12 protein-coding genes, 4 tRNA genes and 1 pseudogene are annotated in these 13,035 nt (G+C 66.0%); 10 read left to right on the forward strand and 7 right to left on the reverse strand.

Annotation, left to right across the window (positions count from 1 at the left end):
• Positions 1-18: 18 nt before the first annotated feature.
• Positions 19-426 (reverse strand): ArsR/SmtB family transcription factor, encoded by a 408-nt coding sequence (locus ACEL92_RS04010; RefSeq protein WP_374024349.1) that lies wholly within the window; start codon positions 424-426, stop codon positions 19-21.
• Between the two features lie 45 nt (positions 427-471).
• Positions 472-972: a nucleoside deaminase gene (locus tag ACEL92_RS04015; RefSeq protein ID WP_374024350.1), complete on the reverse strand. Its 501-nt coding sequence runs from the start codon at positions 970-972 to the stop codon at positions 472-474.
• An 86-nt stretch (positions 973-1,058) separates the two neighbouring features.
• Between ACEL92_RS04015 and ACEL92_RS04020 the strand changes: the two genes are divergently transcribed.
• Positions 1,059-1,958 carry an SAM-dependent methyltransferase gene (locus ACEL92_RS04020; protein ID WP_374024351.1) on the forward strand — a complete coding sequence of 300 codons (900 nt, stop codon included), beginning with the start codon at positions 1,059-1,061 and terminating at the stop codon, positions 1,956-1,958.
• A 36-nt stretch (positions 1,959-1,994) separates the two neighbouring features.
• Here ACEL92_RS04020 and ACEL92_RS04025 read toward each other — a convergent pair.
• Positions 1,995-2,067, reverse strand: a tRNA-Lys gene (locus ACEL92_RS04025).
• A 124-nt stretch (positions 2,068-2,191) separates the two neighbouring features.
• Between ACEL92_RS04025 and ACEL92_RS04030 the strand changes: the two genes are divergently transcribed.
• The 3 genes from ACEL92_RS04030 to ACEL92_RS04040 all read left to right on the forward strand — a co-directional run bounded on the left by ACEL92_RS04030 (position 2,192) and on the right by ACEL92_RS04040 (position 2,469).
• Positions 2,192-2,264: transfer RNA gene (locus tag ACEL92_RS04030), tRNA-Glu, on the forward strand.
• 28 nt (positions 2,265-2,292) lie between these two features.
• Positions 2,293-2,369, forward strand: a tRNA-Asp gene (locus tag ACEL92_RS04035).
• 26 nt (positions 2,370-2,395) lie between these two features.
• Positions 2,396-2,469: transfer RNA gene (locus ACEL92_RS04040), tRNA-Phe, on the forward strand.
• Between the two features lie 266 nt (positions 2,470-2,735).
• Here the strand turns inward: ACEL92_RS04040 and ACEL92_RS04045 are convergent.
• Complete coding sequence (locus tag ACEL92_RS04045) at positions 2,736-3,578, reverse strand: aldo/keto reductase (protein ID WP_374024352.1); 843 nt, start codon at positions 3,576-3,578, stop codon at positions 2,736-2,738.
• Between the two features lie 689 nt (positions 3,579-4,267).
• Between ACEL92_RS04045 and ACEL92_RS04050 the strand changes: the two genes are divergently transcribed.
• Together ACEL92_RS04050 and ACEL92_RS04055 are read left to right on the forward strand one after the other, a co-directional pair.
• Positions 4,268-5,425 carry a low temperature requirement protein A gene (locus tag ACEL92_RS04050; protein ID WP_374024353.1) on the forward strand — a complete coding sequence of 386 codons (1,158 nt, stop codon included), beginning with the start codon at positions 4,268-4,270 and terminating at the stop codon, positions 5,423-5,425.
• A gap of 107 nt (positions 5,426-5,532) precedes the next feature.
• Positions 5,533-6,258: a type 1 glutamine amidotransferase domain-containing protein gene (locus ACEL92_RS04055; RefSeq protein ID WP_374024354.1), complete on the forward strand. Its 726-nt coding sequence runs from the start codon at positions 5,533-5,535 to the stop codon at positions 6,256-6,258.
• Between the two features lie 156 nt (positions 6,259-6,414).
• Here ACEL92_RS04055 and ACEL92_RS04060 read toward each other — a convergent pair whose 3' ends face one another.
• On the reverse strand, positions 6,415-6,984 hold the full coding sequence (locus tag ACEL92_RS04060) for a DsbA family protein (RefSeq protein WP_374024355.1): 570 nt from the start codon (positions 6,982-6,984) through the stop codon (positions 6,415-6,417).
• A gap of 165 nt (positions 6,985-7,149) precedes the next feature.
• Between ACEL92_RS04060 and ACEL92_RS04065 the strand changes: the two genes are divergently transcribed.
• The gene (locus ACEL92_RS04065) at positions 7,150-9,696 is read left to right on the forward strand and encodes an ABC transporter (RefSeq protein ID WP_374024356.1); all 2,547 of its coding nucleotides are present in this window, start codon (positions 7,150-7,152) and stop codon (positions 9,694-9,696) included.
• 16 nt (positions 9,697-9,712) lie between these two features.
• On the opposite strand, the gene ACEL92_RS04070 is transcribed toward ACEL92_RS04065, so the two are convergent.
• The gene (locus tag ACEL92_RS04070; protein WP_374024357.1) at positions 9,713-10,321 is read right to left on the reverse strand and encodes a TetR family transcriptional regulator; all 609 of its coding nucleotides are present in this window, start codon (positions 10,319-10,321) and stop codon (positions 9,713-9,715) included.
• Positions 10,322-10,407: 86 nt separating this feature from the next.
• Between ACEL92_RS04070 and ACEL92_RS04075 the strand changes: the two genes are divergently transcribed.
• The 3 genes from ACEL92_RS04075 to ACEL92_RS04085 are packed head-to-tail and all read left to right on the forward strand — an operon-like array spanning position 10,408 to position 12,880.
• Entirely contained in the window at positions 10,408-11,238 is an 831-nt protein-coding gene (locus tag ACEL92_RS04075) for a mycofactocin-coupled SDR family oxidoreductase (protein WP_374024358.1), read from the forward strand.
• 5 nt (positions 11,239-11,243) lie between these two features.
• Positions 11,244-12,065: a mycofactocin-coupled SDR family oxidoreductase gene (locus ACEL92_RS04080; protein ID WP_374024359.1), complete on the forward strand. Its 822-nt coding sequence runs from the start codon at positions 11,244-11,246 to the stop codon at positions 12,063-12,065.
• On the forward strand, positions 12,062-12,880 hold the full coding sequence (locus tag ACEL92_RS04085; protein WP_374024360.1) for a carboxymuconolactone decarboxylase family protein: 819 nt from the start codon (positions 12,062-12,064) through the stop codon (positions 12,878-12,880). Before ACEL92_RS04080 ends, ACEL92_RS04085 begins: the two co-directional genes overlap by 4 nt.
• On the opposite strand, the pseudogene ACEL92_RS04090 reads toward ACEL92_RS04085, so the two are convergent.
• Positions 12,846-12,947, reverse strand: a pseudogene (locus tag ACEL92_RS04090) (SDR family mycofactocin-dependent oxidoreductase); the annotation flags it as partial. The gene ACEL92_RS04085 and the pseudogene ACEL92_RS04090 overlap by 35 nt on opposite strands.
• Positions 12,948-13,035: the final 88 nt, after the last annotated feature.

A 13,035-nucleotide genomic window follows, 5' to 3' on the forward strand; every position in this document is an offset into this window, starting at 1 on the left:
GGTGTCTCCTCGGATCAATCACTTGGTGCCGCTGTTCCGCCGGGTCGGCGGTTGCGCTGATTCGCTGACTGCCTTCAGGCCGCCGTCCCTGCGGTGATGGCCGGGCACGCCCGGTCCCGCGTGCTCGGCGTTGAAGACGGCGTCGGTGACGAGTTGCCGGACGTGCTCGTTCTCCAGGCTGTAGAAAATCGTGGTTCCCTCGCGGCGGGTACGGACAAGCCGCGCCATCCGCAGCTTCGCCAGGTGCTGGGAGACCGATGGCGCCGGCTTGCCCACATGCTCGGCGAGTTCGTTGACCGACATCTCGCGCTCGGTCAGTGCCCACAGCACTTGCACGCGGGTGGCGTCGGCCAACATCCGGAACACCTCGACCACCAGGCTGGTCTGATCGTCGGGCAACCGGCCTGCACTACTACCTGCATGCATACGCAAATAGTAATCAAGATTGGGCCCGCTGCCAACGGCGCGCGCTCAGGGTGAGGGGACCACCGTGGACCGGCGCTGACCGCCGTTGCGCTGGTTCCAGAACCGGTAGACGTCCACCGCGTCCTGGTGGGGCTGGTAGCGCATGGGCAGGCGCCGTTGGTCCCAGCTCTTGGCGAATTCGTCGTAGAAGGTGGACACCTCGAAGTACTTGCGGTCGTCGAGGTAGTAGTCCTCGTACGACTCGCGGGTGATCAGAAAGACGACTTCCTTCGGTGAGCAGTAGTACAGCGACCCCAGGCACATCGGGCACGGATGCGCCATGACGTAGATCGTGGTGTCGACCAGGTGCTCGGTGCCCAGCTTCACGCACGCCTCGCGGATGGCCAGGATCTCTGCATGGGCGGTCGGGTCGTTCGTCTGCGCCACCCTGTTGGCGCTCTCGGCGAGCACCTCGCCGTCCTGGACGATCACGGTGGCGAACGGGCGACCGCCCTCCGCGACGTTTCGGCGGGCCAGGTCGATCGTCCGCTGGGCGAAGTCGGTCACAGGTCGCAGGGTAGTCCCGCGCGGGGGGCCGGTCCTGTGATACTGACTAGATTGTCTATTTAATTCGCGTCGGATGAGGGAGCACCATGGCGCGCACCGATCGTGATCGTTGGGACCTGGCGACCAGCGTGGGCGCGACGGCGACCATGGTTGCGGCGCAGCGGGCTCTGTCCTCCGACGCGAAGTTGATCGACGACCCCTACGCGGCGCCGCTGGTGCGCGCCGTTGGGATCGACGTCTACGTCCGGCTGGTCAACGGCGAGATCCCGGCCGGCGGGACCTCCCAGTTCGACCCGCAGCGAATGGCGCGGGGAATGGCCTGCCGTACAAGGTTTTACGATGACTTCTTCCTGGAGGCCACGCGCAGCGGCACCGGTCAGGCGGTGATCCTCGCGTCGGGGCTCGACGCGCGTGCCTACCGGCTGCCGTGGCCGGCCGGCACCCTCGTCTACGAGGTAGACATGCCGGAGGTGATCGAGTTCAAGACCTTGACCCTCGAGGATCTGGGTGCCGAGCCGACCGCCCAGCGGCGCACCGTCGCCGTCGACCTGCGCGACGACTGGGCGACGGCGCTGCGCGAGGCGGGATTCGATCCGCGGGCTCCGTCAGCCTGGAGCGCCGAGGGGCTGCTGGTGTATCTGCCCGAGGCGGCCCAGGACGCGCTGTTCGACAACATCACCGCCCTCAGCGCGCCGGGCAGCCGGCTGGCCTTCGACTTCGTGCCCGACACCGCCGTTTTCACCGACCCGCGCTGGCGCGCCCACCACGACCGGATGAGCGAGCTGGGCTTCGAGGTCGACTTCAACGACCTCGTCTATCACGGTGAGCGCAGCCACATCGTCGACCACCTCAGCCAGCGGGGTTGGCGGACTTCGTCACGCACCGTCGCGGAATTGCACGCGGCCAACGGCTTCGCCTACGCCGACGACGAGGTCGCCCAGGCCTTCGCCGACGTGACCTACAGCAGCGCGGTGCTCGGGCGATGAGCGCCCGATCGGCTCAACGCCACCGCCACGCGCCGGTGCCCCCACCAGGGCTCGAACCTGGGACCTGCGGATTAAAAGTCCGTAGCTCTACCAACTGAGCTATAGGGGCCGCGGAGATTCAGGATACTTGGGCCCTAAACGGGGCTCGTTTGAGGATTGGGCCCGCGGTGACCTAAGCTGACGTGGCTCCTAACGAAACCTCGTTGTGAGTACCCCGGAGTGATTCGGTTCTGGCCCCCATCGTCTAGTGGCCTAGGACGCCGCCCTTTCACGGCGGTAGCACGGGTTCGAATCCCGTTGGGGGTACGCGACGCGGTGACGCGGAGCAGAGCAAGGCCCTGTGGCGCAGTTGGTTAGCGCGCCGCCCTGTCACGGCGGAGGTCGCGGGTTCGAGTCCCGTCAGGGTCGCCACTTCGGCGAGGCAATACATGCCTTCCGGCCAGGTAGCTCAGTCGGTACGAGCGTCCGCCTGAAAAGCGGAAGGTCGGCGGTTCGATCCCGCCCCTGGCCACTATGGGACTTGCTGGACGTCGGCTTCTGGCGGCTCGAACGCGCCGCCGGCTCCTCCGGAGCGGTCCAGCGCATTTGCCGCAACCATGATCGACGCGTGCCCTGTCGTCGCCTGCGACGGTTCATGACGGCCGGCCGATCGAGACAACGGCGCATACGTGTACCGGAGGTCGCAGGCGCATCGTGGGGCGCCCGCGTTCGACGAGAGAATCCGCGGGCCAACCGCACACCACCCTGCCCACAGGGCGACAGGTAGAGACAACGCTGTCACAGAACCTCGAGCCGGCGCGCCCGGGTAGGCGGCGGAAAGGCCTGATCGAGCGCATGCAGCTCATCAGGGGTCAGTTCGATGTCGCGGGCGGCGGCGTTTTGGCGAACATGGGCAGGCGTCCCGGCGCGTGGAATGGCGTTGACGCCGTCGTGTTGAAGCACCCAGGCTAGCGCGATTTGTGCGGGAGTCGCATTGTGTTGCAGCGCAATCGGCTGAAGCGCCGGGTGCTCCAGCAGCCGGCCCTGCTCGATCGGCGAGTAGGCCATGGGCGTGATCTGATGTTGAGCCAGCCACGGTAACAACGCGTACTCCGGGCCTCGGCGGGTCAGGTTGTAGAGGACCTGATTGGTCTGGACCTCATCACCTCCTGGGACGCCCACAAGTTCGACCATGTCGTCGATGTCGAAATTGCTTACGCCCCAGTGGCGGATCATCCCGTTTTGCTTCAATTCGGCGAAGCCTTCGACTGTCTCGACCAGCGGGATGGGGCCTCGCCAATGCAGGAGGTAAAGGTTGATGTAGTCGACGCCGAGCCGGGCCAGGCTTGCCTCGCACGCGCGAACGGTGCCTTCCCGGGTCGCATGGTGGGGGAGCACCTTATCGACGAGGAACACTTCGCTGCGTCGTCCGGCGATCGCCTCGCCCACCAAGGTCTCCGACGCGCCGTTGCCGTACATCTCCGCGGTGTCGATCACCGTCATCCCCAAGTCGAGGCCCAGCCGGATCGAGTCCACCTCCTCGGCCCGCCTCGCCGGATTTTCGGCAAAATGCCAAGTTCCCTGCCCGAGGGCGGCGATCTTCTCACCTGAGCGCAAGGGCACTGACGGGGTTCTGTTCATTGTTCGACCGCCTTTTCGCGAAGGTTCGGATCGGCCTTTTGGCTTGCGTTATGACGTACCCCGCTTCGACCCGAGCACACTGCGCGGCCACTGGGGTTTCTTCTGGTCCGGTTCGCTCTTCATTCGCTGTCATTACGCGTTGGCAACGGTTTCTAGCCGAATAATCCGGCTCGGCTGCACCACACCGAGCCACCGACTGCGAAAGGTGTAGCCTTGGCGAGCGCCGCCGCATCAGCATCGGTTTCGACCCGGGATAACTGCGCGGCTGGACCGAACAACTCCGCGCTGAAGACCGGATTGTTTCCACTCCGGCATTTCTATGGTCGACCGGCTACCTTCTCCGCAGCCCCCGCATGACTCAGAGAAGTGCGACTCGGCTTGTGCTTGAACTTCGGTCCTGGGTGACGCCTGACGGTGTTGTCGGCTGATGCGTGAGAGTCGTTCGGATGACGTTGGCGCTCCGTGGATCAGCGGATTGACCGCGGGGCGTGGAGGCGCCGAAGTCTAGAGCCGGCTGACCGGATGACTAATCGGTGACACCCAGCGGGTCTCCGCGATTGACTCGGATTTTTCGGGTTATTCCGGGTGATGGCGCTTCCGGTGCGTGGGGAGCGGCTGGTCGTCTAGTCGTGCGGTCAGCGATTCGATGATTGCTCGGCGCGTTGATGCACGAAGGGGGGACCGATGCCATGGGTGGTGACGACGAAAGCTCGACTCGCGACGCGGGTCCGCGCTCCGAGGGCAACCTCGAATTGTTCTTTGATCTCGTGTTCACCTTTGCCATGTCGCAGGTCACGCTACTTGTGGTGCGCGATCTTTCGCCGACGGGTTTCGGGCGGGCCGCGTTGGCGCTACTTGCGGTGTGGTGGGCCTGGGTGGGCTACACCTGGCTCATCAATACCTTCGACACGGCCAACGTGTGGCACGAAGCGGTGGTCATCGCTGCGATGGCCGCAATGCTCATTGCGGCAGCAGCGCTTCCCGCAGCGTTCGGGCCGGGTGCGCTGGTGTTCGCGATCGCCCTGCTGGTGGTGCGGTTGATCCATGTGGTGAAGTTCGTCGCCCTCTCGTCGCACGAGGACACCGCGTTGCGGCGCGGCACTCGGCGAATAGCGCCGGCATTCGTGGCCGCCCCCGCTTGCATCGTGGCCGCCGCCTTCGTTGACTCGCCGGGCCGCGAACTGCTGTGGGTAGCCGCGGCGGTGATCGACTACGGCGCACCGGGCGTGCTCGGACTCGGTGGATTCCGCGTCTCGCCGTCCTACTTCGTCTCGCGTCACGGCTCGATCATCATCATTGCGCTCGGCGAGGTCGTGGTGGGATTGGGCGGGGCCGCAAGGGATCTCGGCCGGTGGGAGGTCATCACCGCTCTGGTGTTGGGTGTGGTCGTGATGGCCACGTTCTGGTGGACCTACTTCGGTCTCACGTCCGGAGCGCGACAACGGCTGGAGCAGGCCACCGGTACGGAACGGGCCCACCTTGCCCGTGACGCCTACAGCTACCTACACCTACCCCTCGTTGCCGGCATCATGCTGTTCGCGGTCGGAGCGCATGCCACCATCGAGCGCGCCACCGCCCCACTGCCCCCGCTGTCCGCGATCGCACTGGGCGGCGGCATGGCGCTGTTCTACCTCGCTGACGTCGCCTATCGATGGCGTGACCACCGGCAGGCCCCGGCGGACCGCGCCGTGACCGGAGTGGTCGCGGCGGCGACCCTGCCTGCGTTGCTGCATATGCCCGCCCTCGCAGCGCTCGGCCTGCTCGCCGGTATCGGGGGTTGCCGATTGGTGTGGGAATTGTGGCGGCGTCCGCGGGTCGGTCCGGCCTTGGCAGGACAGGCGCGTTGAGGGACTCGCCGCTCACGAGCGAGCACACCCGTGTCGGTTGAGCAACCAGCCGACACGGGGGATAGGTAAACCGGCGCTGGAAGCGCCATGACCGACGGGAGAGCACGATGTCACAGGCACGACGCCTTTCAGGACGAAAAATAGCAGCGTTGGCAGCCGATGGCTTCGAGAAGGTGGAGCTGGTAGTTCCGTTGCGCGCGTTGCAATTAGCCGGTGCGAAAGTGGATGTCGTGTCGCTGCGCCGCGGCCGCATCCGCGGGGTGAATTTGCACATGCCGGCCAGCCGGGTCGGCGTGGATAAGGTTGTCACCGACGCCGACGCGGGTTCGTACGACGGGTTGCTGCTTCCGGGTGGCTTCATCAACCCCGATCTGCTGCGGCAGTCGGCTGCGGCGCGGGATTTTGTCCGGGCGTTCGATCACGACGGCAAGCCGATTGTCACGTTGTGTCACGGTCCCTGGGTGCTCGCCTCGGCAGGGTTGCTCACTGGGCGCACGTTGACCTCGTGGCCGGGCATCCGCGACGACTTGGTGAACGCCGGCGCCACTTGGCTTGACCGCGAGGTGGTGCGTGACCGCAACCTCGTGACGAGTCGGGGGCCACAGGACATGAGGGCATTCTTACCGGCGATGCTCGACATCTTCGCCGAGCCGGCGGCTCAATCGCAGACGGTCACGAACCACAACGGGTCCGATCCACAGCTCGACAAGCCGCTCGGCTGGGCGATGTCCGCACTGCGCTGGTCACCAAAGCCTTCGGCGGCGGCACTGACCAGCCTGACTGCCGCGGCTTTGGCCTCACCCCTACGCAGACGGGTTGCTATCAAGAACTAGACGACAAGCATCCGTCGCCACTGCGAAGCGCCCGGTAAAGGCTATCGAGCATGGCCGCCCACAGCGCTCGCGTAGGCGACCTCCTGGTCAATATCGTTGGGAGACAATTCTTCTCGATGCGACCGAATGGGATGTGCTCACGCACGGCGGCTGAGGTCAGCACGCCAGGCGTTCGACCGCGGCTAGGATCAGATCCGGTCGGGCCGGGACCGGTTTGCGCTGAACAAAGACGCTCGGTGTGCCGCCAATGCCGCCCTCGAGCGCGCGCTGAGTCACAAAGCCAGTCCAGGGAATGTATGTGCCCTCCTGGATCTCGTCGGCAAACGAGGGATCGGTGACGCCGATCGTTCGTCCGAGAGTGATGAGTTGGTCGTTTGTCAGGCCCGGGCCGCCCTCGGGCGGCTGATATTCGAACAGCGCGCGGGCGTACTCGTGGAATCGTCTCGCGTCCGACGCAGCTGCCGCCGCCGCGGGCGCGCGGGTCGAATATTGAGTCGTCGATGCGGTGTCCAAGAAGTTCATCGGGTGACGGACAAATCGAATTATCTGCCGGTCCAGCAGCATGTCGATTGTGTCGCCGGAATCCAGTTCGAATTGTTGACAGAAGGGACATTGGAAGTCGATGTAGGCGTCTACGTTGACCAAGCCGATGCCGACAGCGACGCCGGTCTTGTCGTCGGTGGCGCCACGCGGGACTGGCATTTCGAGGGTCTGGTCCTGATTCATGGCCGCGATGTTGCCAGCCGCCGACCGGCACAGCCTCGGCCCAGCGGCGCAAGCCGTCCGACGGCGATTCGGCATAACGGGACGGGGCAGTAGGGGCCGGACCCGGGGGTGCAGCAACAAAGGTCATGGTTGCGCGGCTGCAGCGCGGGTACTCGTGTGGACACGATGACGGCAATGTCCGAACGACGCATGGATGAACTCGACTCGTGCGTGCGCGTTTACGGGACGCGGGTCCACAATCTGCGGGGTGTCGACGTCGTAGCGCCCCGCGACGCGCTGGTCGCGTTCACCGGGATCTCCGGATCTGGCAAGTCGTCGTTGGCCTTCGGGACCATCTATGCCGAGGCCCAGCGTCGCTACTTCGAATCGGTCGCCCCATACGCCCGGCGCCTGCTGCTGCCGGCCGGCGCGCCGAAGGTCGACGACATCACCGGTCTACCGCCCGCCGTCGCATTGCAGCAGCGCCGGGGTTCGGCGACGTCGCGCTCGACGGTCGGCACCGTCACCACCCTGTCGAACCTGCTGAGGATGCTGTTCTCCCGCGCCGGGACCTACCCGCCGGGGACCACCGAACGACTCGATTCCGATGCGTTCTCCCCGAACACCGCCGTGGGGGCGTGCCCAGAATGCCACGGGCTGGGACGAATCCATCGGGTGACCGAAGAGACACTGGTTCCAGACCCGTCGCTGACCATCCGTGAAGGCGCCGTTGCCGCGTGGCCGGGTGCGTGGCAGGGCCAGAACCTGCGCGACATCCTGGTCACGCTGGGGTACGACATCGACAAGCCGTGGCGGAAATTGCCTAAGCGGCAACGTGATTGGATTTTATTCACCGACGAGCAGCCAACCGTCGAAATCAATCCGGCCCAACACCCGGTGCAAGCCGATTATTATTACAACGGCACGTTCTCCAGTGCCGAACGTCATGTCCGCCACACGCTGGCCAACTCCCATAGCGCGATGATGCGGCGCCGGGTGCTGCAATTCGTCGACACCGTCGAGTGCCCCGTATGTGACGGCTCCGGGCTGCGACCGGAAGCGCTGAAGGTGACATTCGCGGGGCGCAACATCGCCGACTACGTGGGTATGCCGTTGGCCGACCTCGCCGACGCGCTGCGCCCGACGGCTTCTCGGACCGATGCCGCCGCCGCATACGAGTCAACGGAATCCGGTGAGTTGACGGACGTGGCCACGATGATCGCCGCCGATCTTGTCGCGCGTCTGCAGGTACTCATCGATCTCGGCCTCGGCTACCTCACGCTTAATCGCCGCACTCCGACAGTGTCACCCGGCGAATTGCAGCGGTTGCGGCTGGCCACCCAACTGCGCGCCGGCTTGTTCGGCGTCCTGTACGTGCTCGACGAGCCGTCGGCCGGACTGCACCCCGCGGACGCCGAACCGCTCCTCGATGTGCTCGATCGCCTACGGCGCGCCGGCAATTCGCTCTTCGTGGTCGAACACGACATGGACGTGGTACGCCGCGCCGATTGGGTCGTCGACGTCGGACCCGGGGCGGGAGAGCTCGGCGGAAACGTGCTCTACAGCGGGCCGGTGCCGGGCCTCGCCGACATCGAGGAATCGGTCACTCGCACCTACCTTTTCGATGGGGCCGGTTCGCCGCCTCGTCAACGTCGCACGCAGCGCGGGCAGTTGCGGCTGCGCGGGATCTGCTTTCACAATCTGCGGGACCTCGATGTGGACCTGCCACTTGGTGTGTACACCGCGGTCACCGGGGTGTCCGGCTCAGGCAAGTCGACGCTCGTCGTCAAGGTCCTCGGCGACGTCGTGAACAGCCAGCTGGGCACCGGACGCGTTGCCGAGCCGGCCGCATCCGATGACGACGAAACCGACACTGAGGTCGTCGATCTCGATCGCGACGCCAGCGTCGGCGTGACGGCAAAAGGTGTCGAGGCGATCAATCGGCTGGTATCGGTCGACCAGCGCCCGATCGGACGCACGCCGCGCTCGACACTGGCGACCTACACCGGCTTGTTCGACGCCGTGCGCCACGAATTCGCCGCGACTGCCAAGGCCCGTCGCCGCGGTTGGACAGCCGGCAGGTTTTCGTTCAACGTGGCCGAAGGGCGCTGCCCCACCTGCCAGGGCGAGGGGTTCGTATCGGTCGAATTATTGTTTCTGCCAGGCACATACGCCACCTGCCCGGCGTGCCGAGGAGCGCGCTACTCCGACGAAACACTCGAGGTGCGCTACCGCGATCGCACGATCGCCGACGTGCTCGCGATGACCGTCGACGAGGCCTCGGACTTTCTTGCCGACGTGACGAAGGCGGCGCGGAGCCTGACCACGTTGCGGGAGGTCGGACTGGGATATCTGCGGCTCGGACAGCCCGCGACCGAGCTGTCCGGCGGCGAGGCGCAGCGGATCAAACTCGCCTCCGAACTCCAGAGACCCCGCCGGGGGCATACCCTGTACGTCCTCGACGAGCCGACCACGGGGCTTCATCCCGCCGATGTGGACCTACTCGATCGCCAGCTGCACCGCCTGGTCGACGCAGGCAACACCGTGGTGGTGGCCGAACATGACATGCGGATGGTCGCGGGTGCGGACTGGGTGATCGACCTCGGGCCCGGAGCCGGCAGCGACGGTGGCCGGGTGGTTGCGGCGGGCACGCCGAATGAGGTTGCAGGTGCGAAACACAGCCGAACGGCGCCGTATTTGGCGAAGCAGTTGATGCCGTCTCCTACTCGGTGAAAATCTCTGCCCTGAGCTAGTTATGGCTGCAGGCGCTCTCGTGTGCCTTGGTCAGCCAGTACACGGCCCGCTCGATCGTCGGCACGATGTCGGTGATCTCGATGGACGCCGACGCGAACTGGCCCAACGCCCCGTAGACGACGCCCGTCAGGATGCGGCTGAGGTCCTCCGCGAAGCGTTCGTCGCACCCGCGCATGACCGATCGTGCGGCGGGCACGACGACGTCGAAGCCGTGCTGGGTGAGTTCGTCGCCGCCCGGTCCGGCCTGCGCGCGGACGTAGGCCTGCAGCATGCGCGGGTGCTTCTCCCACGGTTCGAAGATGGCCCGGAAGATCCACATCAGCCCGTCGTAGAGTGACTCGCCTTCCACCGAGTGGGCGGCGACGGCGGCGTAGCGATGGGTGTCCATCCACCACCGCAGCGCGGCAACAATGAGTTCGTCTCGGGTCGGGTAGCGCTTGTAGATGGTGGTGAGCGACATGCGGGCTCGGCGCGCCACTTCCCGCAGCTGCACGGCCTCGTAGCCCTGCGTGTCGATCAGCTCCACGACGATGTCGACCAGGGGATCGGGTGTTTCGTCCCCGGCCGCCGGCGAGGTGTCGCGGCGCTGAGCTTTACCGACCACGATAACGATGTTACTGTGCCAACCTGAGTAACACGGTTACTTGGTAAAAGCGCGATGCGCCGGCGGGCGCGGCAAGCGAGGGCGCGGTGGGTGGTCTAGAGGGCAAGGTGGCGTTCATCACCGGGGTGGCCCGCGGGCAGGGTCGCAGCCATGCGGTCCGGTTGGCCCGCGAGGGCGCCGACATCATCGGGATCGATATCTGTGCCGATATCCCGGCGAACGGTTACGCGATGGCCGGGCGCGACGAGTTGGACGAAACGATCGGTTTGGTGGAGGCCGAGGGCGGCAAGATGCTCGGCACGGTGGCCGATGTGCGCGACTTCGGTCAGGTGAAGGCCGCTTTGGATGCCGGGGTGGGTCATTTCGGTCGTCTCGATATTGTCTGCGCGAACGCGGGGATCGCGCCAGTGGCCTTCCGCGAGCTGGGCATCGAGGAGGAGCTGGCGCAGTGGCGGGCCGCGATCGGGGTCAACCTGGACGGCGCCTATCACACGGCGTGGGCGGCCGTCCCGCATCTGCTTGCCGGGCAGCGCGGCGGCGCGATCGTGTTCACCAGCTCGACGGCGGGGCTGCGTGGCTTCGGTGGCCTACAGGGCGGCGGGTTGGGGTATGCCGCCTCTAAACACGGTGTGGTGGGGCTGATGCGTGCCCTGGCGAATTCGTTGGCGCCCTTCAGTATTCGGGTGAACACGGTCCACCCCACAGCGGTCCGCACGATGATGGCGGTCAACCCGGCGATGACGGAGTTCCTGGAGAGCTTCCCCGAAGGGGGTGCGCACCTTCAGAATCCGATGCCGGTGGAGATGCTGGAGCCCGAGGACATCAGCGCCGCGATTGCCTACCTCGTCTCGGATGAGGCCAAGTACGTCACCGGGGTGACTTTTCCCGTGGACGCCGGCTTCTGCAACAAACTGTGACCGCCATGACGCAGCCTCAGCCGACGGGCCGGGTGGCCGGTAAGCGGGTTTTGATCACTGGCGCGGCCCGGGGGATGGGACGCAGCCATGCGGTCCGGTTGGCCGAAGAGGGCGCGGATTGCCTGCTGGTCGACATCTGCGACACCCCCGACGGTTTGGAGTATGCGCTGGCGACCGAGGACGATCTGCGCCAGACGGCCAAACTCGTTGGTGAGCTGGGCCGCTCGGCCGTCTGCAAGGTGGTGGACGTGCGAGACGCGCGAGCGCTCAAGGCCGCCGTCGACCAGGGCGCGGCCGAGCTCGGCGGTTTGGACGCCGCGGTCGCCAACGCCGGCGTATTGACGGTGGGCACCTGGGACACCACCACGCCCGAGCAGTGGCGGCTCGTGGTGGACGTCAACCTGATCGGCGCCTGGAACACGTGCGCGGCGGCGCTGCCGCACGTGCTCGGCGCCGGCGGCGGCAGTCTGGTCACCATCAGCTCGTCCGCGGGCATCAAGGGCACCCCGCTGCACACCCCCTACACCGCTGCCAAGCACGGTATCGTCGGAATGAGTCTGGCGCTCGCCAACGAGCTTGCCGCACAGAACATTCGGGTGAACACCGTGCATCCCACCGGGGTGTCCACCGGCATGGCGCCGCCGTCGATGCACCAGCTGATCGTGGAGAAGCGACCCGACTTGGGGCCCATCTTCATGAATGCGCTGCCGGTCTTGATGACGGAGGCGATCGACGTGAGCAACGCGGTGCTGTTCCTGATTTCCGACGAGGCCCGGCACGTCACGGGTCTGCAGTTCACCGTCGATGCGGGGGTGACTATCAGATGAGGAGCCACGATTGGAAGCGCGAGCGCGGCCTGCGGGCGTTCGCTGAGGTGATGACCGTCGATGCCCCGACGGACAGCAGCCCGGTGATCGCCGATGGCCTTATCGATTTCGTGTTCGCCGAGGTGTGGACCCGCCCGGGCCTGAGTCGCCGCGACCGTCGGTTCGTCACGCTGGCGTGTGTCGCGGGCGCCGACGCCACGCCCGCGCTGGAGCAGCACGTCTATGCCGCGCTGAATAGCGGTGATGTCACGATCACCGAAATGCGCGAGTCGGTATTGCATTTCGCGGTATACGCCGGATGGCCAAAAGCGTCGCAGTTCAACATGGTCGTCGACGCGCAGTGGGAACTGGTCGCGCGCAAGCGCGGCGATGGGGGGCCGCCGCCATCGCCGTTGCTGCCGCTGGCCACCCCCAGTGATCCCGAAGCCCGCCTGGGCGGCGGCGAGGCCGCGTTCCGGGAAATCAACTGCCTGCCGTTCGCGCCGCCGCGCGACAACCCGTATTCGGGCGCGGGCATCCTCAACTTCGTGTTCGGCGAGATGTGGCTGCGGCCCGGTTTGGGGATGAAGGAGCGACGCCTGATCACACTCGCGTGCGTCGGATTTCAAGACGCCCAATATCCGATCATGTCCCACGTCTATGCCGCGTTGAAAAGCGGCGACGTCTCGTTCGAGGAAATGGACGAACTGGTCCTGCATTTCGCCGCCTACTACGGCTGGCCGAAAGCTTCCTACCTGAATCAGGTGATCGCCGAACAAAAGCAACGCGTGCTCGAGGAGGCGGGCGCACCCGACCGACCGGCAGGACGTGCATGAACTGCGCCGCCGCTTTCAAGCCCTCGGGTTCGGAATTCTTCAGGTCGGGCTGAAAAGGCTTCATCGTTCATGAACATCGGCGTCCATGCCGCAGTGACGGCCGGCGTCGCGACATCTTCTAGTAGGAGCTGACGCGACCGAGCGCGAGCAACGGG

Source organism: Mycobacterium hainanense (genome assembly GCF_041890355.1).
GTDB lineage: Bacteria > Actinomycetota > Actinomycetes > Mycobacteriales > Mycobacteriaceae > Mycobacterium > Mycobacterium hainanense.